General features: G+C 64.9%; 27 protein-coding genes. 10 read left to right on the plus strand and 17 right to left on the minus strand.

Annotation, left to right across the window (positions count from 1 at the left end):
• Nucleotides 1-80 precede the first annotated feature (80 nt).
• The 4 genes from C4K39_RS00065 to glyQ all read right to left on the minus strand — a co-directional run bounded on the left by C4K39_RS00065 (nucleotide 81) and on the right by glyQ (nucleotide 4,489).
• Nucleotides 81-851: a lysophospholipid acyltransferase family protein gene (locus tag C4K39_RS00065; protein WP_068576611.1), complete on the minus strand. Its 771-nt coding sequence runs from the start codon at nucleotides 849-851 to the stop codon at nucleotides 81-83.
• A gap of 82 nt (nucleotides 852-933) precedes the next feature.
• Nucleotides 934-1,473 carry a D-glycero-beta-D-manno-heptose 1,7-bisphosphate 7-phosphatase gene (gmhB, locus tag C4K39_RS00070; protein WP_164487343.1) on the minus strand — a complete coding sequence of 180 codons (540 nt, stop codon included), beginning with the start codon at nucleotides 1,471-1,473 and terminating at the stop codon, nucleotides 934-936.
• A gap of 11 nt (nucleotides 1,474-1,484) precedes the next feature.
• Nucleotides 1,485-3,539: a glycine--tRNA ligase subunit beta gene (gene glyS, locus C4K39_RS00075; protein ID WP_124345385.1), complete on the minus strand. Its 2,055-nt coding sequence runs from the start codon at nucleotides 3,537-3,539 to the stop codon at nucleotides 1,485-1,487.
• Complete coding sequence (gene glyQ / locus C4K39_RS00080; RefSeq protein ID WP_003177094.1) at nucleotides 3,536-4,489, minus strand: glycine--tRNA ligase subunit alpha; 954 nt, start codon at nucleotides 4,487-4,489, stop codon at nucleotides 3,536-3,538. Before glyQ ends, glyS begins: the two co-directional genes overlap by 4 nt.
• Before the next feature lie 81 nt (nucleotides 4,490-4,570).
• Between glyQ and C4K39_RS00085 the strand changes: the two genes are divergently transcribed.
• The 3 genes from C4K39_RS00085 (at nucleotide 4,571) to C4K39_RS00095 (ending at nucleotide 6,422) form a co-directional block, all read left to right on the plus strand.
• Nucleotides 4,571-5,131: a DNA-3-methyladenine glycosylase I gene (locus C4K39_RS00085; protein ID WP_124345386.1), complete on the plus strand. Its 561-nt coding sequence runs from the start codon at nucleotides 4,571-4,573 to the stop codon at nucleotides 5,129-5,131.
• 91 nt (nucleotides 5,132-5,222) lie between these two features.
• Nucleotides 5,223-6,110, plus strand: coding sequence for a lysophospholipid acyltransferase (locus C4K39_RS00090; RefSeq protein ID WP_068576623.1), 888 nt, complete (start codon nucleotides 5,223-5,225; stop codon nucleotides 6,108-6,110).
• Between the two features lie 72 nt (nucleotides 6,111-6,182).
• A complete protein-coding gene (locus C4K39_RS00095; RefSeq protein WP_124345387.1) occupies nucleotides 6,183-6,422 on the plus strand; it encodes a PilZ domain-containing protein in 240 nt (79 codons plus the stop codon).
• 153 nt (nucleotides 6,423-6,575) lie between these two features.
• On the opposite strand, the gene C4K39_RS00100 is transcribed toward C4K39_RS00095, so the two are convergent.
• The 5 genes from C4K39_RS00100 to def all read right to left on the minus strand — a co-directional run bounded on the left by C4K39_RS00100 (nucleotide 6,576) and on the right by def (nucleotide 11,152).
• The gene (locus tag C4K39_RS00100; RefSeq protein ID WP_068576627.1) at nucleotides 6,576-6,893 is read right to left on the minus strand and encodes a tetratricopeptide repeat protein; all 318 of its coding nucleotides are present in this window, start codon (nucleotides 6,891-6,893) and stop codon (nucleotides 6,576-6,578) included.
• Between the two features lie 33 nt (nucleotides 6,894-6,926).
• Nucleotides 6,927-8,300 carry a Trk system potassium transporter TrkA gene (trkA, locus tag C4K39_RS00105; RefSeq protein WP_068576629.1) on the minus strand — a complete coding sequence of 458 codons (1,374 nt, stop codon included), beginning with the start codon at nucleotides 8,298-8,300 and terminating at the stop codon, nucleotides 6,927-6,929.
• A 24-nt stretch (nucleotides 8,301-8,324) separates the two neighbouring features.
• Nucleotides 8,325-9,635 (minus strand): 16S rRNA (cytosine(967)-C(5))-methyltransferase RsmB, encoded by a 1,311-nt coding sequence (rsmB, locus tag C4K39_RS00110; protein WP_124345388.1) that lies wholly within the window; start codon nucleotides 9,633-9,635, stop codon nucleotides 8,325-8,327.
• Nucleotides 9,632-10,576, minus strand: coding sequence for a methionyl-tRNA formyltransferase (gene fmt, locus C4K39_RS00115; protein ID WP_124345389.1), 945 nt, complete (start codon nucleotides 10,574-10,576; stop codon nucleotides 9,632-9,634). The genes rsmB and fmt overlap by 4 nt, the downstream gene beginning before the upstream one ends.
• A gap of 69 nt (nucleotides 10,577-10,645) precedes the next feature.
• Entirely contained in the window at nucleotides 10,646-11,152 is a 507-nt protein-coding gene (def, locus tag C4K39_RS00120) for a peptide deformylase (protein ID WP_068576636.1), read from the minus strand.
• Nucleotides 11,153-11,462: 310 nt separating this feature from the next.
• On the opposite strand from def, the gene dprA reads away from it, so the two are divergent.
• The gene (gene dprA, locus C4K39_RS00125) at nucleotides 11,463-12,566 is read left to right on the plus strand and encodes a DNA-processing protein DprA (RefSeq protein ID WP_068576639.1); all 1,104 of its coding nucleotides are present in this window, start codon (nucleotides 11,463-11,465) and stop codon (nucleotides 12,564-12,566) included.
• 54 nt (nucleotides 12,567-12,620) lie between these two features.
• Entirely contained in the window at nucleotides 12,621-13,178 is a 558-nt protein-coding gene (tsaC, locus tag C4K39_RS00130; RefSeq protein ID WP_068576641.1) for an L-threonylcarbamoyladenylate synthase type 1 TsaC, read from the plus strand.
• A 49-nt stretch (nucleotides 13,179-13,227) separates the two neighbouring features.
• On the opposite strand, the gene C4K39_RS00135 is transcribed toward tsaC, so the two are convergent.
• On the minus strand, nucleotides 13,228-14,205 hold the full coding sequence (locus tag C4K39_RS00135) for an NADPH:quinone reductase (protein ID WP_068578028.1): 978 nt from the start codon (nucleotides 14,203-14,205) through the stop codon (nucleotides 13,228-13,230).
• Nucleotides 14,206-14,372: 167 nt separating this feature from the next.
• On the opposite strand from C4K39_RS00135, the gene hemF reads away from it, so the two are divergent.
• Both hemF and aroE read left to right on the plus strand, forming a co-directional pair.
• A complete protein-coding gene (gene hemF, locus C4K39_RS00140; RefSeq protein ID WP_124345390.1) occupies nucleotides 14,373-15,290 on the plus strand; it encodes an oxygen-dependent coproporphyrinogen oxidase in 918 nt (305 codons plus the stop codon).
• A 34-nt stretch (nucleotides 15,291-15,324) separates the two neighbouring features.
• Nucleotides 15,325-16,146: a shikimate dehydrogenase gene (gene aroE / locus C4K39_RS00145; protein ID WP_124345391.1), complete on the plus strand. Its 822-nt coding sequence runs from the start codon at nucleotides 15,325-15,327 to the stop codon at nucleotides 16,144-16,146.
• 133 nt (nucleotides 16,147-16,279) lie between these two features.
• Here aroE and C4K39_RS00150 read toward each other — a convergent pair whose 3' ends face one another.
• The 3 genes from C4K39_RS00150 to betC form a co-directional block, all read right to left on the minus strand.
• Complete coding sequence (locus C4K39_RS00150; RefSeq protein WP_124345392.1) at nucleotides 16,280-17,848, minus strand: SulP family inorganic anion transporter; 1,569 nt, start codon at nucleotides 17,846-17,848, stop codon at nucleotides 16,280-16,282.
• A 184-nt stretch (nucleotides 17,849-18,032) separates the two neighbouring features.
• The gene (gene choX, locus C4K39_RS00155; RefSeq protein ID WP_068578036.1) at nucleotides 18,033-18,965 is read right to left on the minus strand and encodes a choline ABC transporter substrate-binding protein; all 933 of its coding nucleotides are present in this window, start codon (nucleotides 18,963-18,965) and stop codon (nucleotides 18,033-18,035) included.
• Between the two features lie 22 nt (nucleotides 18,966-18,987).
• Nucleotides 18,988-20,502 (minus strand): choline-sulfatase, encoded by a 1,515-nt coding sequence (betC, locus tag C4K39_RS00160; RefSeq protein ID WP_124345393.1) that lies wholly within the window; start codon nucleotides 20,500-20,502, stop codon nucleotides 18,988-18,990.
• A 114-nt stretch (nucleotides 20,503-20,616) separates the two neighbouring features.
• Here betC and C4K39_RS00165 point away from each other — a divergent pair, with 114 nt between their 5' ends.
• Nucleotides 20,617-21,567 carry a choline sulfate utilization transcriptional regulator gene (locus C4K39_RS00165; protein WP_068578039.1) on the plus strand — a complete coding sequence of 317 codons (951 nt, stop codon included), beginning with the start codon at nucleotides 20,617-20,619 and terminating at the stop codon, nucleotides 21,565-21,567.
• Here the strand turns inward: C4K39_RS00165 and C4K39_RS00170 are convergent.
• Both C4K39_RS00170 and ubiA read right to left on the minus strand, forming a co-directional pair.
• Entirely contained in the window at nucleotides 21,533-22,012 is a 480-nt protein-coding gene (locus tag C4K39_RS00170; protein WP_124345394.1) for a DoxX family protein, read from the minus strand. The genes C4K39_RS00165 and C4K39_RS00170 overlap by 35 nt on opposite strands.
• Nucleotides 22,013-22,071: 59 nt before the next feature.
• A complete protein-coding gene (gene ubiA, locus C4K39_RS00175) occupies nucleotides 22,072-23,010 on the minus strand; it encodes a 4-hydroxybenzoate octaprenyltransferase (RefSeq protein WP_124345395.1) in 939 nt (312 codons plus the stop codon).
• Between the two features lie 214 nt (nucleotides 23,011-23,224).
• Between ubiA and C4K39_RS00180 the strand changes: the two genes are divergently transcribed.
• Complete coding sequence (locus C4K39_RS00180; protein ID WP_124345396.1) at nucleotides 23,225-24,223, plus strand: LysR family transcriptional regulator; 999 nt, start codon at nucleotides 23,225-23,227, stop codon at nucleotides 24,221-24,223.
• Nucleotides 24,224-24,226: 3 nt separating this feature from the next.
• Here C4K39_RS00180 and C4K39_RS00185 read toward each other — a convergent pair whose 3' ends face one another.
• Nucleotides 24,227-24,886 (minus strand): NAD(P)-dependent oxidoreductase, encoded by a 660-nt coding sequence (locus C4K39_RS00185; protein ID WP_124345397.1) that lies wholly within the window; start codon nucleotides 24,884-24,886, stop codon nucleotides 24,227-24,229.
• 82 nt (nucleotides 24,887-24,968) lie between these two features.
• On the opposite strand from C4K39_RS00185, the gene C4K39_RS00190 reads away from it, so the two are divergent.
• Entirely contained in the window at nucleotides 24,969-25,295 is a 327-nt protein-coding gene (locus C4K39_RS00190) for a DOPA 4,5-dioxygenase family protein (RefSeq protein ID WP_068578051.1), read from the plus strand.
• A 44-nt stretch (nucleotides 25,296-25,339) separates the two neighbouring features.
• Here the strand turns inward: C4K39_RS00190 and C4K39_RS00195 are convergent, their stop codons facing one another.
• Nucleotides 25,340-25,786 carry an RcnB family protein gene (locus tag C4K39_RS00195; RefSeq protein ID WP_068578053.1) on the minus strand — a complete coding sequence of 149 codons (447 nt, stop codon included), beginning with the start codon at nucleotides 25,784-25,786 and terminating at the stop codon, nucleotides 25,340-25,342.
• Between the last annotated feature and the right edge of the window lie 65 nt (nucleotides 25,787-25,851).

The raw sequence follows: 25,851 nt of genomic DNA on the forward strand, positions 1-25,851 counted from the left end.
AAATATGCATATAAATCAGTGATTTATATCTTGATATGGATCGCTATACGAAAAATCGTGCACAGGTTATCCACAGAAGTTCATACAGCAACCTTATCCGCGGCAGCGTCCAATGGTGGCAATGAGCCCATGTCGCGCTGGGCCTGTTCGTTCCAGGCCGCCACCCGGTCGTTGAGCTCGGCGATGGCCCGAGGACCGTTGCCTTCGGCGTACATGGGCGCGCCAATGGTCACGGTGATGGTCCCGGCTCGCTTGCTCCAGCCCGTCTTGGGCCAGAACTTGCCTGCGTTGTGGGCAATCGGCAGTACCGGCAGGTCGGCGTTCACCGCCAGGGCGCTGCCGCTGCGGGAGAATTTGCCCACCTGGCCGTACGGCACACGGGTACCTTCGGGAAAGATCAGTACCCAGACATTGTCCTTGAGCAACTCATCGCCCTTGCTCGCTACTTGCTTGAGTGCCGCCTTGGGATTGTCCCGGTCGATGGCGATCGGGCGCAGCATGGCCATGGCCCAGCCGAAGAACGGTACATACAGCAGCTCGCGCTTGAGTACCTGGCTCAGCGGCTCGAAATAAGCCGAGAGAAAGAAGGTCTCCCAGGTGCTCTGGTGGTTCGAGACGATCACGCAAGGTCGCTCAGGAATGTTCTGGGCGCCCTTCACTTCCACGCGAATATCCAGGAAGACCTTGGTCAACCACAGGGCGCAGCGGCACCAGTAGACGTTGATGAAGCGATAGCGCCTCTTGAAAGGCAGGAACGGCGCGATGAAAAAGCTCAGGGAGCACCACAGCAAGGCGCTGGTGCCCAGCAGCAGGTAAAAGAAAAAGGTTCTGATGGCCTGCAGGATCGACATAGCGGCATTTACCATTGCGGGCATGCCCGCCTGTTAAAAAGCGCTCTCCCGAACAGTCCTTGGTCAGGATGCCAGAAGGGGCCTAATTGTGGATAAGTTCAGCGGCAATGGCCGCCAGGTCGTCAAAAATCAAGGTGCCTACCGGCAGGGTTTTGCCCAGGGTCTTTTCGCCTTTTCCGGTCTTTACCAATATGGGCTGACAATCGACGGCTTTTGCCGCCTCCAGGTCACTGAGACTGTCACCGACAAACCATAGACCGTTCAGGCCGGTCCCGTAGTGTTCGGCAATGGTTCGCAGCATGCCAGGCTTGGGTTTGCGGCAATCGCAGCCCTCATCCGGCCCGTGGGGACAGTAGACGATCAGCCCGACCTCCCCACCCTGCTGCGCTACCAGCTCGCGCAGGCGTGCGTGCATGGCATCGAGGGTGGCCAGGTCGTAGTAGCCGCGGGCAATGCCGGACTGGTTGGTAGCTACCGCTACCGTCCAGCCGGCCTTGCTCAGCTGTGCAATGGCTTCGATCGAGCCGGGGAGTGGAATCCACTCCGCTACCGATTTGATGTAGGCATCGGAGTCATGATTGATCACGCCGTCCCGATCGAGTATCAGCAGTTTCACAGCAATTCCTTACCTGATCAGCTCAGTACCGAAATATCGGCCACGCCCAGGAACAGGCCGCGCAGCCGTGCCAGCAGTGCATAGCGGTTGGCCCGTACATTGGCATCTTCGGCATTGACCATCACCGCCTCGAAGAAGGCATCCACCGGCTCGCGCAGGGCGGCCAGGCGAGCCAGGGTCTCGCTGTACTGGCGGGCTGCGGCCATGGGCTGGACAGCCTGGTCCGCTTGCTGGATCGCCGAGTACAGGGAGAACTCGTTGGCGTTGTCGAAGTACTTGGCCTCGACGGTGGTCGGTACATTGCCTTCGATCTTGCTCAGCAGGTTCGACACACGCTTGTTCACCGCGGCCAGGGCAGCGGCTTCCGGCAGCTTGCGGAAGGCCTGCACGGCCTGTACGCGCTGGTCGAAGTCCAGGGCCGAACCCGGCTTCAGGGCGCGGACCGACAGGTAGGTGGCCACGTCCACGCCTTCGTCTTCGTAGCGTGCACGCAGGCGGTCGAAGATGAACTCCAGTACCTGCTCGGCCAGGCCGGCAGCCTTGACCTTGCTGCCGAAGGCACCGACGGCGAAGGTCACCGCTTCGTTCAGGTCGAGGTCGAACTTCTTCTCGATCAGGATCCGCAACACACCCAGGGCCGCACGGCGCAAGGCGTAGGGGTCCTTGCTACCGGTCGGCAGCATGCCGATGCCGAAGATGCCCACCAGGGTATCGAGCTTGTCGGCGATGGCCACGGCGGCACCGGTCACGGTGCTTGGCAGCTCGGCGCCGGCGCCACGGGGCATGTACTGCTCGTTCAGGGCCAGGGCCACGTCTTGCGGCTCGCCATCATTGAGGGCGTAGTAGTAGCCGGCGATGCCTTGCATCTCGGGGAACTCGCCGACCATCTCGGTGGCCAGGTCGCACTTGGAGAGGATACCGGCACGGGCTGCGCGCTGGGCGTCGCCACCGATACGCGGGGCAATGAAGGCGGCCAGCTTGGAAACACGCTCGGCCTTGTCGTAGACGCTGCCCAGCTTCTCCTGGAAAACCACGTTCTGCAGGCGCTGGTTGAAGTCCTCGAGTTTCTGCTTCTTGTCTTGCTTGAAGAAGAACTCGGCGTCGGTCAGGCGTGGGCGCACGACTTTCTCGTTGCCCTCGATGATCTGGCGCGGGTCCTTGCTCTCGATGTTGGCCACGGTGATGAAGCGCGGCAGCAGCTTGCCGTCCACGTCCAGCAGGCAGAAGTACTTCTGGTTGTCCTGCATGGTGGTGATCAGGGCTTCCTGGGGCACTTCCAGGAACCGCTCCTCGAACGAGCACACCAGCGGTACCGGCCACTCCACCAGGGCGGTGACTTCGTCCAGCAGGTCGGCCGGGACGATGGCGGTGCCTTCCTGCATGCGCGCCAGTTCCTCGGTGCGCTTGCTGATCAGCTCGCGGCGCTCGTTGGCGTCGGCCAGCACGTAGGCGGCGCGCAGGTCGGCCAGGTAGTTGGCCGGCGCGGTGATGCGCACGCTCTCTGGGTGGTGGAAGCGATGGCCACGGGAGTCACGGCCGGCCTTCTGGGCCAGGATGGTGCAGTCGATGACCTCATCGCCCAGGAGCATGACCAGCCACTGGGTCGGACGCACGAACTCTTCCTTGCGCGCAGCCCAGCGCATGCGCTTGGGAATCGGCAGGTCGTTGAGCGAGTCCTCGACGATGGTCGGCAGCAGGCTGGCGGTCGGCTTGCCCTTGATGCTCTGGCTGTAGCGCAGCTTCGGGCCGCTCTGGTCGATCTCGCTGAGGTCCACGCCGCACTTCTTGGCAAAGCCCAGGGCCGCCTGGGTCGGGTTGCCCTCGGCATCGAAGGCGGCCTGGCGCGGTGGACCGTCGAGGTTGACGCTGCGGTCCGGCTGTTGGGTCGCCAGTTGGGTGATCAGCACTGCCAGGCGCCGTGGCGCGGCGTAGACGTGCTTGGCTTCAAAGCTCAGGCCAGCGCTCTGCAGGCCTTTTTCGATGCCGGCCAGGAAGGCTTCGGCCAGGGTGCCCAGGGCCTTGGGTGGCAGTTCTTCAGTGCCCAGTTCAACCAGAAAATCTTGCGCACTCATTGTGCCGCCTCCAACTTAGCCAACACTTCATCACGCAGGTCCGGGGTCGCCATCGGGAAGCCCAGCTTGGCACGGGCCAGCAGGTAGGCTTGCGCGACGGAACGCGCCAGGGTGCGCACACGCAGGATGTACTGCTGGCGCGCGGTTACCGAGATGGCCCGGCGTGCATCCAGCAGGTTGAAGGTGTGCGAGGCCTTGAGGACCATTTCATAGCTCGGCAACGGCAGCGGCTGGTCCAGTTCGATCAGGCGCTTGGCTTCGCTTTCGTAGAAATCGAACAGTTCGAACAGCTTCTCGACGTTGGCGTGCTCGAAGTTGTAGGTCGACTGTTCCACTTCGTTCTGGTGGAACACGTCGCCGTAGGTGACCTTGCCGAATGGGCCGTCAGCCCAGACCAGGTCGTAGACCGAATCCACGCCCTGCAGGTACATGGCCAGGCGCTCCAGGCCGTAGGTGATTTCGCCGGTCACCGGGTAGCACTCGATGCCGCCAGCTTGCTGGAAGTAGGTGAACTGGGTCACTTCCATGCCGTTGAGCCAGACTTCCCAACCCAGGCCCCAGGCGCCCAGGGTCGGCGATTCCCAGTTGTCCTCGACGAAACGGATGTCATGCACCAGCGGGTCCAGGCCCACGTGCTTGAGCGAGCCCAGGTACAGCTCCTGGAAGTTCTCGGGGTTGGGCTTGAGGACCACCTGGAACTGGTAGTAGTGCTGCAGGCGGTTGGGGTTCTCGCCGTAGCGGCCGTCAGTGGGGCGGCGGCTTGGCTGCACGTAGGCGGCATTCCAGGTTTCCGGGCCGATGGCCCGCAGGAATGTAGCGGTGTGGAAAGTGCCGGCGCCTACTTCCATATCGTAGGGCTGAAGTACCACACAACCTTGCTCGGCCCAGTATTGCTGGAGGGCGAGGATCAAGTCTTGGAAGGTACGCACGGCTGGCGTAGGCTGGCTCACGAAATTCACCTGTTACTTGGGCTGCGATTTAAGGAGCGGGAGTATACCCGATTCAGTCCTGCGCACGCCCCCTGGAGCCTTATGCCACGCTGCTTTTGGTGTACCGATGATCCGCTGTACATGGCTTATCACGATCAGGAGTGGGGCGTGCCGCTGCGCGATGGGCAGCGCTTGTTCGAGTTGTTATTGCTCGAAGGGTTCCAGGCCGGGTTGTCATGGATCACTGTGCTGAAGAAGCGCGAGCATTATCGACAAGTGCTGTTCGGCTTCGATGTGCAGCGGGTGGCGCAGATGAGCGATGCCGAGATCGAGGACCTGATGCAGGATCCGGGCATCATCCGCAACCGCCTCAAGCTCGAGGCCGCACGGCGCAATGCCCAGGCCTGGCTGGAGCTGGACGATCCGGTGGCGTTCCTCTGGTCCTTCGTCGGTGGTGTGCCCAAGGTCAACCATTTCGCCGATCGCAGCGAGGTCCCGGCGGTGACGCCCGAGGCCGAGGCCATGAGCCGTGGCCTGCGCAAGGCCGGTTTCACCTTCGTCGGCCCGACCATCTGCTACGCCCTGATGCAGGCCTCGGGCATGGTCATGGACCACACCCGCGACTGCGATCGCTACCCCAGCCTCAGCTCCCCGGTGCCATGAGCGCCATGGCAGGCGCTTTCGCACAGGCGCCGATGGCCGGTTAGAATAGCCGGCTGCGACTAGGCCATGACCAAGAGATCAGGAGTCATCTGTGGATAAGTTCAAAGGCGCCCTGCTGGTGGGAGCCCTGCGGTTGTTTGCCCTGCTGCCCTGGCGCGCGGTGCAGGCGGTCGGCGCGGCCATCGGCTGGATCATGTGGAAGACGCCCAACCGCTCCCGCGAGGTGGTGCGCATCAACCTGGCCAAGTGTTTTCCCCAGATGGACCCCGCCGAGCGCGAGCGTTTGGTCGGGCAGAGCCTGAAAGACATCGGCAAATCCCTGACCGAAAGTGCCTGTGCCTGGATCTGGCCGGCCGAGCGCTCCATTGCCCTGGTGCGTGAAGTCGAGGGCCTGGAGGTGCTCCAGGAGGCCCTGGCCTCGGGCAAGGGCGTGGTGGGCATCACCAGCCACCTGGGCAACTGGGAAGTGCTGAACCACTTCTACTGCAGCCAGTGCAAACCGATCATTTTCTACCGTCCACCCAAGCTCAAGGCCGTGGACGAGCTGTTGCGCAAGCAGCGGGTACAGCTGGGCAATCGCGTGGCGGCCTCTACCAAGGAAGGCATCCTCAGCGTCATCAAGGAAGTACGCAAGGGCGGCTCGGTGGGCATTCCCGCCGACCCGGAACCGGCTGAATCCGCAGGTATCTTCGTGCCCTTCTTCGCCACCCAGGCGCTGACCAGCAAGTTCGTGCCCAACATGCTGGCCGGCGGCAAGGCGGTCGGCGTGTTCCTGCACGCCCTGCGCCTGCCCGATGGCTCGGGCTACAAGGTGATCCTCGAAGCGGCCCCGGAAGACATGTACAGCACCGACACCGAGGTGTCCTGTGCGGCCATGAGCAAAGTGGTCGAGCGCTACGTGGCGGCTTATCCGAGCCAGTACATGTGGAGCATGAAGCGTTTCAAGAAGCGTCCGCCCGGAGAGGCGCGCTGGTACTGACAGAGCTGGCACGGTCTGTGGATAACCCCCTTCCAGGTGTTATCCACAGCACACTGGAGAAGGGCGCAGAAGATGTCCGATCACCGCAAGTCGTTTCGTATCAAGATTTCCCACGAAAGCATCGGCGAATGCCTGGGGCAGACCCGCAACCTGTCGGCCAGCGGGGTCTATGTGCAAAGCCCGCAGTTGGCCCGCCTGTCCAAGGGCGCGGTGGTTTTCGGCCAGGTGCAGGGACTGCCGGTGGCTGCACCGCGGGTACGCATGGAAGTGGTGCAGGTGGACGCCGAAGGAATCGCCTTGCGCTATCTCTGAGCCCGGCCCTGTAGCCGCTGCCGAGCCCGCGAGGCTGCGAAAAGGGCCGCAGGGCCTTGCTTGGCGGTCTTTCGCTGAGCCTTTGGTGATCTTGAGAGCCCCCGCGAACATTCCGCTCGTTCGCCGCCTGTGGCAGCGGCTACAGGGTGATGGTCAGCCCTGGGACTGGCGCTCGAGTTTTTTCAGGAACACGGTCATTTCCTTTTCTGCCTGTTTGTCGCCCTGGCTCCGGGCCGCCTCCAGGCCCTGTTCCCAGGCCTGGCGCGCCGCTTGTAGCTCGCCCTGCCCTTGCAAGGCCTTGCCCAACAGCTTCCAGGCCGCAGAGTACTTCGGGTCCAGGGTCACGCACTGTTGCAGGTGGGTGGCGGCCCGGGCGTGTTCGCCCAGGTCCAGGTAGCCCTTGCCCAGGCCAAAGCGCAGCAGGGGGTTATCCACACCCTTGGCGAGCATTTTTTCCAGCGATTCCAGCATTGTCGTCACTCCTGTGGACAAGACAGCGTTCGATCAGAAGAAGCTCAGGCCCACGTGGAACAGCTTCTCCACATCGCGGATATGTTTTTTATCCACAAGGAACAGGATCACATGGTCCCCGGCTTCGATCACCGTGTCGTCGTGGGCGATCAGCACTTCTTCGTCACGGATGATCGCGCCGATGGTGGTGCCCGGCGGCAGGCCGATGTTCTCGATGGTACGACCGATCACCTTGCTCGACTTGGCGTCGCCATGGGCGATGGCCTCGATGGCTTCCGCCGCGCCCCGGCGCAGGGAATGCACGCTGACGATATCGCCGCGCCGCACGTGGGCCAGCAAGGTACCGATGGTCGCCAGCTGCGGGCTGATGGCGATGTCGATATCGCCACCCTGGATCAGGTCGACGTAGGCCGGGTTGTTGATGATGGTCATGACCTTCTTCGCCCCCAGGCGCTTGGCCAGCAGCGAGGACATGATGTTGGCTTCGTCGTCGTTGGTCAGGGCCAGGAAGATATCGGCGTCGGCGATGTTCTCTTCCAGCAGCAGGTCGCGGTCCGAGGCGCTGCCTTGCAGGACCACGGTGCTGTCCAGGGTATCGGAGAGGTAGCGGCAGCGGGCCGGGTTCATCTCGATGATCTTGACCTGGTAGCGACTCTCGATGGCCTCGGCCAGACGCTCGCCGATCTGCCCGCCGCCAGCGATGACAATGCGCTTGTAGGATTCCTCGAGCCGGCGCATTTCGCTCATCACTGCACGGATATGGGCCTTGGCGGCGATGAAGAACACTTCGTCGTCGGCTTCGATCACCGTATCGCCGGTAGGCATGATCGGCCGGTCGCGGCGGAAGATCGCCGCCACCCGGGTCTCGACATTGGGCATGTGCTCGCGCAACTGGCGCAGTTGCTGGCCGACCAGCGGACCGCCGTAGTAGGCCTTGACCGCCACCAACTGGGCCTTGCCTTCATAGAAGTCGATGACCTGCAGGGCGCCGGGATGCTCGATCAGGCGCTTGATGTAGTTGGTCACCACCTGTTCCGGGCTGATCAGCACGTCCACCGGGATGGCGTCGTTGTCGAACAGGCCGGCGCGAGTCAGGTAGGCGGCCTCGCGCACTCGGGCGATCTTGGTCGGGGTGTGGAACAGAGTGTGGGCGACCTGGCAGGCCACCATGTTGGTTTCGTCGCTGTTGGTCACCGCCACCAGCATGTCGGCATCGTCCGCCCCGGCCTGGCGCAGCACCGTGGGAAAGGAGCCGCGGCCCTGCACGGTACGGATGTCCAGGCGGTCACCGAGGTCGCGCAGGCGTTCGCCATCGGTATCGACCACGGTGATGTCGTTGGCTTCGCTGGCCAGGTGTTCCGCCAGCGTGCCGCCTACTTGGCCAGCGCCGAGGATGATGATCTTCATCCACTACTCCCTAGATTCTTGTGCTTACCCGCGCGAGGCGGCGATCTTGATCAGCTTGGCATAGTAGAAGCCGTCGTGGCCGCCTTCCTGGGCCAGCAGCTGGCGACCGTGGGGCTGGCGCAGGCCGGCTTCAGTGGCCAGATCCAGCTCCCGGGCGCCGGGGGTGCGGGCCAGGAAGGCGCCGATCACCTCGGTGTTCTCGGTGGGCAGGGTCGAGCAGGTGGCGTAGAGCAGGATGCCGCCCACCTCGAGGGTTTGCCACAGGGTATCCAGCAACTCGCCTTGCAACTGTGCCAGGGCCGCGATGTCGTCGGGCTGGCGGGTCAGCTTGATGTCCGGGTGCCGGCGGATCACCCCGGTGGCCGAGCAGGGGGCATCCAGCAGGATGCGCTGGAACGGCTTGCCGTCCCACCAGGCCTGGGTATCGCGGCCATCGGCGGCGATCAGTTGGGCGTCCAGCCCCAGGCGGTCGAGGTTTTCCCGCACGCGGACCAGGCGCTTGGCCTCCAGGTCCACGGCCACCAGGCCGGCCAGGGCCGGCTCGGCTTCGAGGATGTGGCAAGTCTTGCCACCAGGAGCGCAGCAGGCATCCAGCACCCGTTGCCCGGGGGCCAGGTCCAGCAGGTCGGCGGCCAGTTGCGCGGCTTCGTCCTGCACACTCACCCAACCTTCGGCAAAGCCTGGCAGGCCGCGCACGTCACTGGCCTCGGCCAGCACGATACCGTCCCGGCTGTACTGGCAGGCGCTGGCGCCAACGCCCGCCTCGGCCAGCAATGCCAGGTAGGCATCACGGCTGTGGTGGCGCCGGTTGACCCGAAGGATCATCGGCGGATGGGCGTTGTTGGCGGCGCAGATGGCTTCCCACTGCTCGGGCCAGAAGGCCTTGAGCGATTTCTGCAGCCAGCGCGGGTGGGCGGTGCGCACCACCGGGTCACGCTCCATACCGGCGAGCAGTTCCTCGCCTTCACGCTGGGCGCGGCGCAGCACGGCATTGAGCAGGCCCTTGGCCCAGGGCTTCTTGAGCTTGTCGGCACACCCGACGGTCTCGCCGATGGCAGCGTGGGCCGGGATACGGCTGTAGAACAGTTGGTACAGGCCCACCAGCAGCAGTGCCTGGACATCGGCGTCGGCCGCCTTGAACGGCTTCTGCAGCAATTGCGCGGCCAGCAGGTCGAGACGCGGTTGCCAGCGGGCGGTGCCGAAGGCCAGGTCCTGGGTCAGGCCGCGGTCGCGCTCCTCGACCTTGTCCAGCTGTGCTGGCAGTGAGCTGTTGAGCGAGGCCTTGCCGCTGAGTACGGCGGCCAGGGCGCGGGCGGCGGCCAGGCGTGGATTCATTGGCCCAGCACCTTGCCGCTGGCGAACTTCTCGCGGCGGCTGTTGAACAGGTCGCTGAAGGCCAGGGCCTTGCCGCCGGGCAATTGCAGGCGGGTCAGGCTCAGGGCGCCGTCACCGCAGGCGACGACCAGGCCGTCCTTGCTGGCGGATAGGACTTCGCCGGGGGTGCCCTGGCCTGTGGATACCTTGGCGGCCAGGACCTTCACGCTTTCACCGTCCAGCGTGCTATGGCACACCGGCCACGGGTTGAAGGCGCGGACCAGGCGTTCCAGTTCCACGGCGGGACGGCTCCAGTCGATGCGTGCTTCATCCTTGTTCAGCTTGTGGGCGTAGGTGGCCAGGCTATCGTCCTGGACTTCGCCTTGCAGGGTGCCGGCAGCGAGGCCCGCGATGGCTTGCACCACGGCGCCCGGGCCCATGGCGGCCAGGCGGTCGTGCAGGGTGCCGCCGGTGTCTTCGGCGTTGATCGGGGTGACCACCTTGAGCAGCATCGGCCCGGTGTCCAGGCCCGCCTCCATGCGCATCACGGTCACGCCACTCTCGGCGTCGCCGGCCTGTACCGCGCGCTGGATCGGCGCCGCACCGCGCCAGCGTGGCAGCAGCGAGGCATGGCTGTTGATGCAGCCCAGGCGTGGGATATCCAGTACCGCCTGGGGCAGGATCAGGCCGTAGGCCACCACTACCATCAGGTCCGGCTCGAGTGCCGCCAGTTCGGCCTGGGCCTCGGCGTTGCGCAGGGTCTGTGGCTGGTAGACCGGGATAGCATGTTCCATGGCCAGTGCCTTGACTGCGCTGGGCATCAGCTTCTGCCCGCGGCCGGCCGGGCGATCGGGCTGGGTATAGACGGCCACGATCTCGTACGGGCTGTCGAGCAGGGCCTTGAGGTGTTCGGCGGCGAATTCGGGGGTGCCGGCAAAGACGATGCGCAGTGGCTCAGTCATGGGGAGTCTCGCTTGCGAAGATGCGAAAAAGAAAAAGGCTTGCCATGGCAAGCCTTTGCAAGATGGCCATCAAGCCTGCTGGCGATGCTGCTTTTCCAGCTTCTTCTTGATCCGGTCGCGCTTGAGCGTGGACAGGTAGTCGACGAACAGCTTGCCGTTGAGGTGGTCGCACTCGTGCTGGATGCAGACAGCCAGCAAGCCTTCGGCGATCAACTCGTAGGGCTTGCCGTCGCGGTCCAGGGCCTTGACCTTGACCCGCTGCGGGCGGTCGACGTTTTCATAGAAGCCCGGTACCGACAGGCAACCTTCCTGGTACTGGTCCATCTCGTCGGTCAGGGATTCGAACTCGGGGTTGATGAACACCCGGGGTTCGCTGCGGTCTTCGGACAGGTCCATGACCACGACGCGCTTGTGCACGTTGACCTGGGTCGCCGCCAGGCCGATGCCCGGGGCCTCATACATTGTTTCAAACATGTCGTCGACCAACTGACGCACTTCGTCGTCCACTACGGCCACTGGTTTGGCGATAGTGCGCAGGCGCGAATCAGGGAATTCGAGGATGTTTAAAATGGCCATAGGCGTAACTGCTACACGTGTGAAGTGAGGGCGCAGGCAGGTCCTGGACCTGGGGCGCCGATGCAAAACGAGCTCTGGGAGTGAGCGAGCCGTACTGGCTCTGGCGTTTTACGCGAACGCACATGATAAAGGGATTCAGCCCCTGAGGAAATCTCTGTTCGCCTTGCTGCCGCTGGGCTGTAGCGTTTCTGGCGGCGTTTGCGACAACGCCTGTCTTCCTGGGGCGGTTTCTTTACTCAACAAGTTACCAACAGACTTATCCACAGGTTGTTCCGGTATTCGCCGGACCGATGACGATCAAGGATGATCCATGTCGCAGCCGATTACCGCCGCCATTTCCCCTGCGGAACTGGAGGCTCGTTTACGTTTGCATGGCCTGCCTGCCCTTGGCCCCATGCGTTTTCGCCGCCTGTTGCAGGCCTTCGATGGCGCAGCCAGGGCTCTCAGCGCCCCGGCCAGTGCCTGGCAGGCCTTGGGGCTGCCCGCAGTGTGCGCCGAGGCCCGGCGTACTGCCCAAGTCCGGGAAAGCGCGCGGCATGCCCTGGCCTGGATAGATGGCCAGGGCCAGCATTTACTGATGTGGGACCAGCCAGACTACCCGGCCCTGCTGGCCCAGTTGGACGATGCCCCGCCCCTGCTGTTCGTCGCTGGCGACCCCTCGATTCTGGAGCTACCGCAACTGGCAATGGTGGGCAGCCGTCGTGCGTCACGGCCAGGGCTGGATACCGCGATGGCGTTTTCCCGGAGCCTGGCCGAGGCGGGTTTCGTCATCACCAGCGGCCTGGCGCTGGGCATCGATGGTGCGGCGCACCAGGCGGCGCTGGAGGTGGGCGGACGCACCGTGGCGGTGCTCGGTACGGGCCTGGAAAATTGTTATCCACAACGTCACCGAAACCTGGCGAGGTCGATGATCGACCAGGGAAGTGCCGTGGTTTCGGAGTTTTCCCTGGATGCGGGCCCACGCCCGGAGCACTTTCCCAGGCGCAACCGGATCATCAGTGGCCTGTCCCTGGGGGTGCTGGTGGTGGAGGCCAGCGTGGCCAGTGGTTCGCTGATTACCGCCCGGCTGGCGGCAGAACAGGGCCGCGAGGTCTATGCCATTCCCGGCTCGATCCATCACCCCGGCGCCCGCGGCTGCCATCAGTTGATCCGCGATGGGGCGGTGTTGGTGGAAAGCGTCCAGCACATCCTCGAAACCTTGCAGGGGTGGCAGCGCCTGCCGCCTGCGGTCGAGCCGGTAGCCAGCAGCCAGCATCCGTTGCTGGCCCTGCTGCAAATCGCACCTCACACCAGCGAAGCCCTGGCGCTTGCCAGCGGCTGGCCCCTGCCCCGGGTCTTGGCAAGCCTGACCGAGTTGGAGATCGATGGGCGGGCCGTCAATGAAAACGGGCGCTGGTTTGCATGCCTGAGCTAGGTTTTATAAGCAGGATCGGTAAACTGCGCACAGCTTTTATCTGGAGAGTCGGCAATGGTCAGCAGTTGGCGTGTGCAACAAGCCGCACGAGAGATTCGCGCAGGGGCGGTGATTGCCTATCCAACCGAAGCGGTCTGGGGCCTGGGGTGCGATCCGTGGAATGAAGAGGCGGTGGATCGCCTGTTGGCGATCAAGTCGCGTTCGGTGGACAAGGGCTTGATCCTGATCGCCGACAATATCCACCAGTTCGACTTTCTTTTCGAGGATTTCCCCGAAGCCTGGATCGAACGCATGTCCAGCACCTGGCCTGGCCCCAATACCTGGCTGGTGCCCCACCAGAACCTGCTGCCCGAATGGGTCACCGGGGTCCATGACACCGTGGCCTTGCGGGTCAGCGACCACCCGTTGGTGCGTGAGCTCTGTGCCCTGGTCGGGCCGCTGATCTCCACCTCGGCCAACCCCCAGGGGCGGCCTGCAGCGCGCACGCGCATTCGTATCGAGCAGTATTTCCGTGGCCAACTGGACCTGGTCCTGGGTGGCAGCCTGGGTGGGCGCCGCAACCCCAGCCTGATCCGCGATTTGGCCACTGGTCGGGTGGTACGGCCTTCCTGAATGGCTCGTGGCGAGAGGCAAGCGCCCTCGCCACGACAGCCATGAACTTCTACGGCAGCAATACGGTGGAGCCGGTGGTGCGTCGCGCCGACAGCTCGACATGGGCCTTGGCCGCATCCGCCAGGGCGAAGCGCTGGTTGATTTCCACCGTGATCTGGCCGCTGGTGATCATGCGGAACAGGTCGTCGGCCATGTGCTGCAGGTTTTCGGCATTGTTGGCGTAGCTGCCCAGGGTCGGCCGGGTCACGTACAGCGAACCCTTGGCCGCCAGGATGCCCAGGTTCACTCCTTCCACCGCTCCAGAGGCATTGCCGAAGCTGACCATCAGGCCGCGTGGTGCCAGGCAGTCCAGGGAGGTCAGCCAGGTGTCCTTGCCGACACCGTCATAAACCACCGGGCACTTGCGTCCGCCGGTCAGCTCCAGCACCCGCTGGGCCACGTTCTCATGGCTGTAGTCGATGGTTTCCCAGGCACCGAGGGCCTTGGCGACGGCGGCTTTCTCAGGCGAGCTGACCGTACCGATCAGCTTCACGCCGAGGGCCTTGGCCCATTGGCAGGCCAGGGAACCGACTCCACCTGCCGCAGCATGGAACAGCACGGTCTCGCCGCCCTTGAGCTCGTAGGTCTGGCGCAACAGGTACTGCACGGTCAGCCCCTTGAGCATCACCGCGGCGGCCTGTTCGAAGCTGATGGCGTCCGGCAGGTACACCAGGTTGGCTTCGGGCAGCACATGGACCTGGCTGTAGGCCCCCAGTGGGCCGCCGCCGTAGGCCACCCGGTCGCCGACCTTGAAGCGAGTCACCGCGCTGCCCACGGCCTCGACCACCCCGGCGCCCTCCGAGCCCAGGCCCGAAGGCAGTACCGGCGGTGCATAGAGGCCGTTGCGGTAGTAGGTATCGATGAAGTTCAGGCCGATGGCCCGGTTGCTGACACGCACCTCCTGGGGGCCCGGCTCGGCTGGCTGGTAATCCACATACTCAAGTACTTCGGGGCCGCCATGGGCACGGAACTGGATACGTCTGGCCATCTGTCCACTCTCCTGGGTCGCATGCTGAAAGTGCCCTATCGGACTCCTCCGCTTGACCTTCGTCAACTGCGGCGGGCCCCGGCGCGGTGTTATGCTACGCGCCCATTTGCGCCGGCCTGCGCGTCATCCCTAGCGCCGCGTAGCTTTGCCCGACCCAAGGTGATGCCATGACTACCCGCACCGAGGCCGTGAAGGCCTACCTGCTCGACCTGCAAGACCGTATCTGCGCTGCATTGGAAACCGAAGACGGTGGCGCCCGTTTCATCGAGGACGCCTGGACCCGCCCCGCTGGCGGCGGCGGACGTACCCGAGTGATCGGCAATGGTGCAGTGATCGAAAAAGGCGGGGTCAACTTTTCCCATGTGTTCGGCAGCGGCCTGCCACCGTCCGCCAGTGCCCACCGACCGGAATTGGCCGGTCGCGGCTTCGAGGCCCTGGGCGTGTCCCTGGTGATCCATCCGCATAACCCCCATGTACCCACTTCCCACGCCAACGTGCGCTTCTTCATCGCCGAGAAGGAAGGCGAGGAAGCGGTCTGGTGGTTCGGTGGCGGCTTCGACCTGACGCCCTACTACGGCAATGAAGAAGACTGCGTGCACTGGCACCGGGTCGCCGAGCGTGCCTGCGCGCCCTTCGGCCCCGATGTCTACCCGCGCTACAAGGCCTGGTGCGACAGCTACTTCCATCTCAAGCATCGCAACGAACCACGGGGCATCGGTGGCCTGTTCTTCGACGACCTGAACGAGTGGGACTTCGACACCAGCTTCGCCTTCATGCGCGCCATCGGCGACGCTTACATCGAGGCTTACCTGCCCATCGTCCAGCGTCGCAAGGCCACTCCCTACACCGAGCAGCAGCGCGAGTTCCAGGAGTTCCGCCGGGGCCGCTACGTGGAGTTCAACCTGGTCTACGACCGTGGCACCCTGTTCGGCCTGCAATCGGGCGGCCGCACCGAGTCGATCCTCATGTCGCTGCCGCCGCAAGTACGTTGGGGCTATGACTGGAAGGCCGAGCCAGGCAGCGAAGAGGCACGCCTGACCGAGTACTTCCTCAAGGATCGAGACTGGCTGGCCGGCAGCCACTGACACCGGCGAACCGCTACTGCACAAGGGGGATGAGATGGACCAGTACGTTGTCTTTGGTAATCCGATCGGCCACAGCAAGTCGCCGCTGATCCATCGACTGTTCGCCGAACAGACCGGCCAGGATCTGCAATACAGCACCTTGCTGGCGCCCCTGGACGATTTCGCCGGGGCCGCCCGTGGTTTCTTCGCCCATGGGCGTGGGGCCAACGTCACGGTGCCGTTCAAGGAAGAAGCCTATCGCCTGTGCGATAGCCTCACTGAACGCGCGCAACGAGCCGGGGCGGTGAACACCCTCTGCAAGCAGGCCGATGGCCGCTTGCTGGGCGACAACACCGATGGCGCCGGACTGGTGCGCGACCTGACGGTCAACGCCGGGGTCAGCCTCAAGGGCAAGCGCATCCTGTTGCTGGGGGCCGGCGGTGCGGTACGCGGCGCCCTGGAACCCTTGCTGGCCGAGCAGCCGGCTTCGGTGGTGATCGCTAACCGCACCGTGGGGAAGGCCGAGCAACTGGCCGCAGCGTTCGCCGACCTGGGACCGGTGTCGGCCAGTGGCTTCGACTGGTTGGAGGAGTCGGTGGACCTGATCATCAATGCCACTTCCGCCAGCCTCTCGGGCGAGCTGCCGCCGATCGCCGCCAGCCTGGTCGAACCGGGCAAGACGGTGTGTTACGACATGATGTATGGCAAGGAGCCGACCACCTTCTGCCGTTGGGCCAGCGAACAGGGCGCGGCCCTGGTGCTCGATGGCCTGGGCATGCTCGCCGAGCAGGCGGCCGAGGCCTTCTACCTGTGGCGTGGCGTGCGCCCCGACAGTGCTCCGGTACTGGCCGAGCTGCGGCGCCAGCTGGCGCTCTGACCGATCGCCTCATCGTTCAGCGCGGACAAGTCCTGGCTCCTACGCAGAGTACCCAATCCCCGTAGGAGCGAGCGGGCGGCGATCCGGCTTGCCCGCGATAGCGCCACCGCTATGACCCCGCAGCAACCGGTGCTCAATCCTCAAAGTGGATCGGGCACTGCTCCGCGCCTTCGAGCTTCCTCAATTCCTCGATCACCGAGGTCCGCGCCCGGCGCAGGGTCAGGCTGCGGCCCTGGCGCCTGAGCCGGCGCGCTTCCTGGTGCAGCATCTCGACCCCCGAATAGTCGATGAAGTTGATCTGCCGCGCGTCGATCACCAGTCTTGCCCCGTGGCAGCGCTGCATCTGCACCTGCAGGTAGTGACTGGCCCCGAAGAAGATCGAGCCCCCGACCCGCAAAATATCCTCATCGCCTTCGCGACTGTGCTGCACCCGGGGCTGCGAGGTGCGCTTGAGGTAGAAGAACAGCGACGCCAGGACCCCGGCATAGATCGCGGTCTGCAACTCCAGGAGCAAGGTGGCGACGAAGGTGAGGCTCATCACCACGAATTCGGCGCGACTGACCCGGAACAAGGCGCGGATGGCCCGGTGATCCACCAGCCCCCAGCAGATTAGCAGGATGCTGCCGGCCATGGCCGGGATCGGGATATGGGCGATCAGCCCGGCGCCGGCCACCGCGAACAACGCCACCCACAGTGCCGAGAACACCCCGGCCAGGGGCGAGCGGGCGCCGGCCTCGTAGCTCAGCCCCGAGCGGGTGAAGGAGCCGGAGGACAGGTAGCCGGAGAAGAAGGCCCCGACGATGTTCGACAGGCCCTGGGCGCGTACCTCCTGGTTGGCATCCAGCAGCTGTTCCGAGCGGGCTGACAGCGAGCGGGCGATCGACAAGCTGGTCACCAGCCCCAGCATGCCGACTGCCACGGCACTGGGCAGCAGCCGCAGGATCAGTTCCAGGTCCAGCGGCAGCAGGGTCAGGGGCGGTAGCCGGCCGGCGAAGGCACTCACCAACTGCACATGAGCAAACAGCCCCGACAGCAGCCAGGGCACCAGTGCGCTGATGACCAGGCTCAGCAGCAGGCCCGGCCAGCGCGGGGCCAGCAGCTTGAAGCCGACCCCCAGTGCCAGGGTGCCGAGCCCCAGCAGCAAGGAGGGGCGGTCGAGGTGGTCCAGGTGCTGTAACAGCTGGCCGAGGCTCGCGAGGGCGGTGGCCTGGTTCGGCAGGTCCAGGCCCATCAGGCTGGGCAACTGGCCCAGGGCAATGACCACCGCTGCACCAAGGGTGAAGCCCAGCACCACCGAATGCGAGACGAAGTTCACCAGGGCGCCGAAGCGCAGCATCCCCAGCAGCCACTGGAAGACGCCGGCCAGCAGGGTCAGGAGCAGGATCAGCGTGATGTAGTCCTCGGAGGCCGGTACGGCCAGGGGGCTGACGCTGGCGTAGAGGACAATGGAGATGGCCGCCGTGGGGCCGCAGATCAGGTGCCAGGACGAACCCCACAGGCAGGCCACCAGCACCGGGACGATGGCCGCGTACAGCCCGTATTCCGGTGGCAGGCCGGCGATCAGGGCGTAGGCGATCGATTGCGGCAGGGCGAGGATCGCGCCGCTCAGCCCCACCAGCAGGTCGCGCCCGACGCTGGCACGGGTCTGGCGCGGCAGCCAGCCGAGAAAAGGCAACAGTGAATGGCGGTTGGGCCAGGCCATGGGTCCTCGCGGTCGGCTTGTTCAGAGGTTTCAGGGTAAAGCATTGCCGCTGGGCTTACCCCTCTCCTGTAGGAGCAAGGGGGCGACCAGCCCAGGCCACGAGTTCCTTCAGAGGCAACGCGTGCGCAGGTCTTGGGGCTACTGCGTAGCCCCTCGCGGGCAAGACTCGCTCCTACGATGGGGGCTAGAGGCGGGCTTGCACGGCTGGCAGCGCATCCTTGCCGTCGAGGGTCTTCACCCCGTCCAGCCATTGGTCCAGCACCGCCGGGTTGGCCTTGATCCAGGCCTTGGCGGCCTCGGCGTTGCTGATCTTGCGGTTGACCACCTCGGCCATGATGCTGTTCTCCATGTCCTGGGTGAAACTCAGGTTGTCCAGCAGCCTGGCGACATTCGGGCAGGCCTGTGCATAACCCTTGCGGGTCAGGGTGTAGACGCTGCCGCTGGCGCCGAAGTATTTCTCACCCCCCGTGAGGTAGCGCATGTTCAGTTGCACGTTCATCGGGTGCGGGGTCCAGCCGAGGAAGGTGACGAACTTGTGTTTTTTCACCGCCCGCGACACTTCGGCGAGCATCGCCTGCTCGCTGGATTCCACCAGCTTCCACTGGCCCAGGGCGAAGTCGTTGTTCTTGATGATCTCCTGCAACGACAGGTTGGCCGGAGCTCCGGAGCCGATGCCGTAGAGTTTCCTGTCGACCTCCTGGGGGTGCTGTTCGGCGTATTTGTTCAGGTCGTTGAAGTCATGCACCCCGGCGTCCCATACATAGTCCGGCACGGCCAGGGTGAACTGGGTGCCCTCCAGGTTCCGTGCCAGCCGGGTGACATCGCCGTTGGCCACGAACTTGTCATGGAAGCCCTGCTGCGCCGGCATCCAGTTGCCCAGGAACACGTCCACCCGGCCATCCTTGAGCCCGCCGAAAATGATCGGCACCGCCAGGGTATCGACCTTGGGCTTGTAGCCCAGGCCCTCGAGCAACAAGCCGGTGATGGCGTTGGTGGCGGCGATGTCGCTCCAGCCCGGGTCGGCCATCTTCACCGTCTCGCATCCAGGCTCGGCCCAGGCCGGTGCGTTGGCCAAGAGCACCAGCGTGGCGATCACTGCTGTGGATAACTTCTGCATGCGCTTCCCCTTCGATTGTTTGTCATTGGTCTTGGCAGGGTTGTGGATAACGAGCCTTGCGCTCCAGGTCATCGAGGTCGATGTGGTTGCGCATGTACTGCGCACTGGCGTCCACCAGCGGCTGGTGGTCCCAGCTCTTGAGCTTGCCGATGCCCAGGGCCGTGGCGACGAAGCGCCGGCGCCGCTGGCTGGCGAGTGCTTGTTGGTGGATCCGTGGCATGTCCCAGCGGCTGCGGGCTTCCTGGAGAAAGTCGGCGAACAGTTGGCGATGCGCCGCTGAGCGGGACAGTTCCTCGCGTTCGTGAGGGTCGTTGGCCACATCGAACAGCAGGCACGGGTCATCCTCGCTGTAGATGAATTTGTAGGCGCCGCGGCGGATCATCATCAACGGGCCGACGGTGCCTTCGGCCATGTATTCGCCGAACACCTCGTCATGCCCGCCCCGCCCTCGCAGGTGCGGCAGCAGGGAGCGGCCGTCCAAGGGCAGGTCAGGTTCCAGGGCGCCGCCGGCCAACTCGACCAGGGTCGGCAGCAGGTCGGCGGTGGACACCGCCTGGCTGACCCGGCTGGCGGCGAACTGCCCCGGGGCATGAATCAGCAGCGGCACCCGGGCGGCCATTTCGAACCAGTGCATTTTGTACCAGAGGCCACGTTCGCCGAGCATGTCGCCGTGGTCGCCGGAGAACACCACGATGGTGTCGTCCGCCAGGCCGGTTTCCTCCAGGGTCTGCAGCAGCTGGCCGACGTTGTCGTCGATGTAGCTGCAGGCACCGAAGTAGGCTCGCCGGGCATCGCGGATCTTGTTCTCGGGCAGTGGTTTGTCCCACAGGTCGTAGACCTTGAGCAGGCGTTGGGAATGCGGGTCCTGCTGGTCCTGGGGCAGTGCCTGGGGCATGGGGATCTGCTCGTCGCGATACAGGTCCCAGTAGGCCTTGGCAATGGTGTACGGATCGTGGGGATGGGTCATCGACACGGTCAGGCAGAACGGCCGGTCGCCGGCCTCGCGGACATGGTCGAACAGGTATTGCCGGGCCTTGAACAGCACCTCCTCGTCGAAGTCCAGCTGGTTGGTGCGCACGCAGGGCCCGGCCTGCAGCACCGAGGACATGTTGTGGTACCAACTGGGGCGCACGTCGGGCTCGTCCCAGTTCACCGCCCAGCCGTAGTCGGCGGGGTAGATGTCGCTGGTCAGGCGCTCTTCATAGCCGTGCAACTGGTCCGGGCCGCAAAAGTGCATCTTGCCCGACAGCGCCGTGCGGTAGCCCAGGCGCCGCAGGTAGTGGGCGTAGGTCGGTACATCGGCGGGAAAGTCGGCGGCGTTGTCGTAGGCGCCGATCTTGCTGGGCAATTGGCCGCTGACCAGGGTGAAACGCGAGGGTGCACACAACGGGCTGTTGCAGTAGGCCGCCTCGAACACCACGCCTTGCGCAGCCAGGCGGCTCAGGTGGGGCAACTGGATCGGTGACGGGCCGTAGAACGGCAGCAAGGGCGCGGCCATCTGGTCGGCCATGATGAAAAGAATGTTCTTGCGCTTCATGGGATCGCGGCATTCCATAGTCGATGGTTATGCGAGATTGCTGCGATCGAGGATGATTTCCCCACCGATGGCGGTAAAGCCCATGCACGACAATGACTAGGATAAGCACAGCTTATGCATGAAGCCCTGGGTGACCTGTCCCTGGACCTGCTGCGAGTGTTCGAAGCAGCGGCCCGCTTGCATAGCTTCACTGCCGCAGCGGTAGAGCTGGGTACCACCCAGCCCGCCGTCAGCCAGCAGATCAAGCGCCTGGAGGAGCAACTGGAGGTTCGCCTGTTCGATCGGATCTACCGTGGTATCGAACTGACCGAGGCGGGCTCCCTGTTGCTGGAGCACGTACAGGCCGGCCTGCAGTGCATCGAGGCAGGCTTGAATGCCATCGGCCAGCAGCACCAGCATGAGGTGCTGCAAGTGGCGACGGACTTTGCCTTCGCAGCCTACTGGCTGATGCCGCGCCTGCACCGCTTCCATGCCGCCAACCCGCAGGTGGATGTCAGCCTGGTGACCAGCGAACGCAGCCACGCCACCTTGCGCAGCGATATCGACGTGGCGGTGTTGTTCGGTGATGGGCGCTTCAAGCATGGGGAAAGCCGCTGGCTGTTCAACGAAGAAGTGTTCGCAGTGTGCAGCCCGGCATTGCTCAAGGAGCGCACCTTGCCCCTGCCCGCCCAAGCGCTTTTGCAATTGCCATTGCTGCACTTGCGCGGCGAGGCCAGCAGCCACTGGTTCGACTGGAGCGGAGTGTTTCGCGAACTGGGTATCGCCTCCGCGCCAGCGCCGGGGCAGTTGCGCTTCGATAACTACACCCTGTTGATCCAGGCGGCGATCGGTGGCCAGGGCGTGGCCATCGGCTGGCGCCACCTGGTGGACGACCTGCTGGCCCAGGGCCTGTTGTGCCGGCCTATCGCCGAGACGGTGATTTCCAGCTACGGCTATTACGTGGTGCTGCCCCAGCGTAAGCGCCGGGGGCCGTTGATCCAGCGCTTCGTCGATTGGTTGATGGCCGAGCAGGCCGCCAGCGCCCAGACCCTCAAGGGGCTGGCGTTGCCATCCATTGCCCTTTAGCCGGGGCCTTGAACAGCTCTGCCAGGGACAGCGCGCCATTGCCCAGGCATACCAGCGCCAGCGATACCACTGCCAGGAAGGCCAGGTACTCCCAGCCACCGCCCGGGCTGGTGTAGATCCAGCCGTGGGCGCCATGGACGAAAGCAATGGCCCCCAGCAGCATCGGCAACAGCGCCAGGGCCACCCAGCGCACGCCGATCCCCAGGATCAGCAGCAAGCCGCCCAGCAGTTCCGCGGCTACGGCCGGGTAGGTCATCCACTCGGGCATGCCGGTGAGGCTGAACAGCTTGATGACCCCGGGCCAGCCCAGGACCAGGATCTTGAACAAGGCATGGGCGATGTACATGGTGCCCAGGGCCAGGCGTAGCAGCAGTGCGGCCCACTGGTCCGGCAGGGGGCGTGGGGCTGGCGAGGCGTTTCTTGGGGCGAGCGAACAGGCAGGCATATGACAAGTCCTTGTGGGGTTGGAGGTCGTGGTTGTTGCGGGTATGGCCAAAGCCGTGGCTAGACGATGGCCACCGAGGCCCCGGCCAGCAGCAGGACGCCAATGTGGCAGTTGCTACGAAACAGCTGGTTGCAGGGGCCGGGATCATCCGGGCTGAACTGGCCGAGCTGGTAGGCCAGGGACAGGGCAATGGGCAACAGCAGGATGAAGAACCCGGGGCTGGCCCCGGCCAGGACTCCCGCTATGCACCAGCACACCAGGGTCGTGGCGTAGAAGCTGGCGATCCAGGCCTTGCCGTGCCCCGCGAACAGCGTGGCGGTGGAGCGCAGGCCCATTCTCAGGTCGTCTTCGCGGTCGCTGTAGGCGTACAGGGTGTCGTAGCCCAGTTGCCAGAACAGGCAGCCAAGCCACAGCGCCAGGGCACTGGGTTGCAGGGTGCCGGTGGTCTCTACGCTGGCCATCAGCACGCCCCAGTTGAACACCGCGCCGAGGAAGGCTTGGGGCCAGTGGGTGAAGCGCTTGAGCAGTGGATAGATCAGGGTCAGGGGCAGGCAGCACAGGGCCAATAGCACCGTGAGGGGTTGCAGGGTCAACAGCAGGGCCGCCGCCAGCAGCAACTGGATGCCCAGGCAGGCCAGCGCTTGATGCAGGCTCAACGAGCCGTTGGCCAGTGGGCGTTGGCGGGTGCGGTTGACCTGGGCGTCGAAGCGGCGGTCGAGGATGTCGTTGATGCTGCAACCGGCACTGCGCATCAGCAGGGCGCCCAGGGTAAATACCAGCACCAGGCGGACCTCCGGGACTCGTCCGGCAGACAGCAGCAGCGCGGCCAGGGCCGGCAGCAGGGTCAGCCAGGTGCCGATGGGGCGGTCCAGGCGCATCAGCCGGGCATAGGGTTGCCAGGTGCGGGGTAGCCGGGTCGCGACCCAGTCCCTGGCAGGAATGTCATTGAGATCGGTGGTGTCGGGCGGCGCGAGCGGTCGGTTGCAGGGTGGGCTCATGTGCGGTTCCAGGGTGGTCTTCCATGGCGGCTGCAAGGCCCTGGAAACCATCGCTCCCAAAGGGTTTGCAGCAAACGTCGGGCAAGCCGCCAGCGTGAGCGCCGCGATGGTTTTCGAGGCGCTCTGGTTGCTTGTCGGATGCTGCTAAAGTTGCCCGCGCCCGCCCCTGGCGGCAAGCGAACAATCCGCAATAGCCTCCTGCAGGATATGCAATATGCTCCGTGACGAAGTGCCCGGCCTCCCCCGTTTCGACCTCAACCTGCTGCGGGTTTTCGCTGCCGTCTATGAGGACCGCAGCATCCTCCTGGCCAGCAAACGCCTGCACTTGAGCCAGTCGGCGGTCAGCCATGCCCTGACCCGGCTGCGCGAATCCCTGCAGGACGAGCTGTTCATCCGCACCGCCCGGGGCATGCAGCCCTCGGCCCGGGCCGAGGCGATTGCCGGCCCTTTGCGCGAGGCGCTGCTGAGCATCCAGCGCACCGTGGGCGTGGAGGCCTTCGACCCGGCCAGCGCCGTGCGCACCTTCACCCTGGCGAGCAACGACTACCTGAGTTCGGTGCTGCTGGCGCCATTGCTGCAGCGCCTGGCCCGGCAGGCGCCGGGGGTGGATCTGGTGGTCCGGCCCTCGACCCGCCTGGACCTGGCCGAACAGATCGATGTCGGGCGCATCGACCTGGCCATCGGCATGTTCGCCGAGCTGCCGAGCCGGGTGCACAGCGCCTGCCTGTGGGAGCAGCGGGATGTGTTGCTGATGTGCCCCGATCACCCGCTGCTCGAGTCGCCGCAGGTGACGCTACAGGCGCTGGCGGACTGCCCCTTGGTGATCCTCTCGGTCGGTGGCCAGGAGGAAGGCGCGGTCAACGGCTACATCCTCGAGCGGGGTATTGCCCGGCAGTCGGAGATGTTCCATCGCCAGCAACTGGAGCAGGCCATGGCGGCGATCGACCGCCGGCCCCGGTACAAGGTCACCCTGCCCCACTCCCTGGTGCTGCCGCAATTGCTGGAGCAGTCGCCTCTGGTGGCGATCGTGCCGCAACCCCTGGCCCGGGACCTGGAGCAGCGCTTGGGCCTGTGCCAACGGCCGTTGCCGCTGGCGGTCGAACCCTCGCCACTGTTGGCGATCTGGCATGGGCGCAACGATGCCGATCCGGCCCATCTGTGGTTGCGCCGGCAGCTGCTGGACGTGGCGGCGACCCTGGCCCACCAGTCCTGAGCATCAAGCGTTTTCGTGGATGCCGATGAACTCCACATGCTCACGCAGGTGCAGATTCAGATGCAGCTCGTCATTGATGCCCACGGCCACGCCGTTGAGCCGCCGCAGGAGTTCGGTGAGCCCGGGTTCGAGGCTGTCCCCTACCTGGTTGAAGTGTTCGATGCCCAGCCCGGCCACGGAGCGCGGGGCGTTGACCAGGGTCCAGTCCAGGGGACTGCTGTGCAGGGCCTCGAGGATCTCCCCGGCGGCGTGATGGGGCAGGCTGGTGTATGCGGGCGGATCGTCGAGAATCGCGAAATTCCCCACCAGCACCAGCCGCTGCACCTGGGCGGCCTGCAGGCCTGCAACCAGTGCATCGGCGGCCTGCACCTGGGCCAGCGGATCGGTGATCCTGCCCGGGATCGCACTGCCCGGCAGGCCAGGAGCATCCAGCAGGCAGATCACCGCCGAGCAGCCGGCTACGCTCTGCTGCACGCCGTGGGCATCGAACAGGTTGCCGCCCTTGGTGCGCAAGCCTGGGCGCGGGGCCAGGGCGGTGAGATCGTCGAGTATGGCGATGACTTCATGCTGGCGCCTCAGGCTCTCCGCCATCAGCGCACTGCCCAGGCTGCTCATGGCACCATAGAGCGCCAGCTTGACCACTGGGGTTTCGGCATTTTTCATGGCCGGGCCTCCTTGTTTACTACAGGTAGGCTTGTGACCTGTGGCGGGTCCTGAGGGTTCGTCTTTTATCGCGAGGGTTTGCATGCAACGAATCAAGGGCTATCACGCCCATGTCTATTTTGACGCCAGCACCATCGACCAGGCCCGGGCCTTGTGCGAGCAGGCGGCGCACTTGTTCGACCTGCGCATGGGCCGGGTCCACGAGCGGCAAGTCGGGCCACATCCGGACTGGAGCTGCCAGCTGGCCTTCGGGCCGGAACTGTTCGGCCAGGTGGTGCCCTGGTTGGCGCTCAATCGCCAGGGTCTGGTGGTGTTCCTGCACCCGGAAACCGGCGATGAGCTACGGGATCACACCGACCATGCGATCTGGATGGGCGCGCTGCGGCCTCTGGACTTGACGGTGTTCTGAGCAGCCGGCCCGGCCCCGAGGGAGCCGGCTCGGTGATGGGACGTTCAGTAGAGCACGCCGTCGAGGATGTCATAGACGATGCCGGTGCCGACCTCGATCAGGAAGACATCGGCGCCCATGCGTCGCCATTCATAACCGGGGTAGACCGGTAGGCGCGACAGTGCCCGACTGTCCAGGCGTTCGCCGTAGTAGCCCCGGGGCAGGCGTTCGCCGCGTACCAGGTGGATCCCGCGCGGTGGTGGCGCGCCCCGCACGAAGTAGCCCCGGTTGTCGCGAATGGTCTGGCGCACCGGGCCGAAATCCCGGGGCGGGCCCCCACGGTGATCGTAGCCCGGGCCCTCACGGTGCTCTTCGCCACGGTGGTCCCAATGCTCCTGCTGTGGTCCGCCACGCTCATGGCCATCGCGTTCATCGGCCATGACCTGCAGCATTGGGCCGGCGCTGAACATCAGCAACGCGGCGCCGGCAATCAGACGCTTGGAGATTTTCATCAGGTGTTCCTCGCAGCACACACAGCAAAAAGGGTTTCAGGACTGTGGTCCCGAAACCCTCGGTC

The sequence above is a fragment of the Pseudomonas sessilinigenes genome (genome assembly GCF_003850565.1).
In the GTDB taxonomy this organism is placed as follows: Bacteria; Pseudomonadota; Gammaproteobacteria; order Pseudomonadales; family Pseudomonadaceae; genus Aquipseudomonas; species Aquipseudomonas sessilinigenes.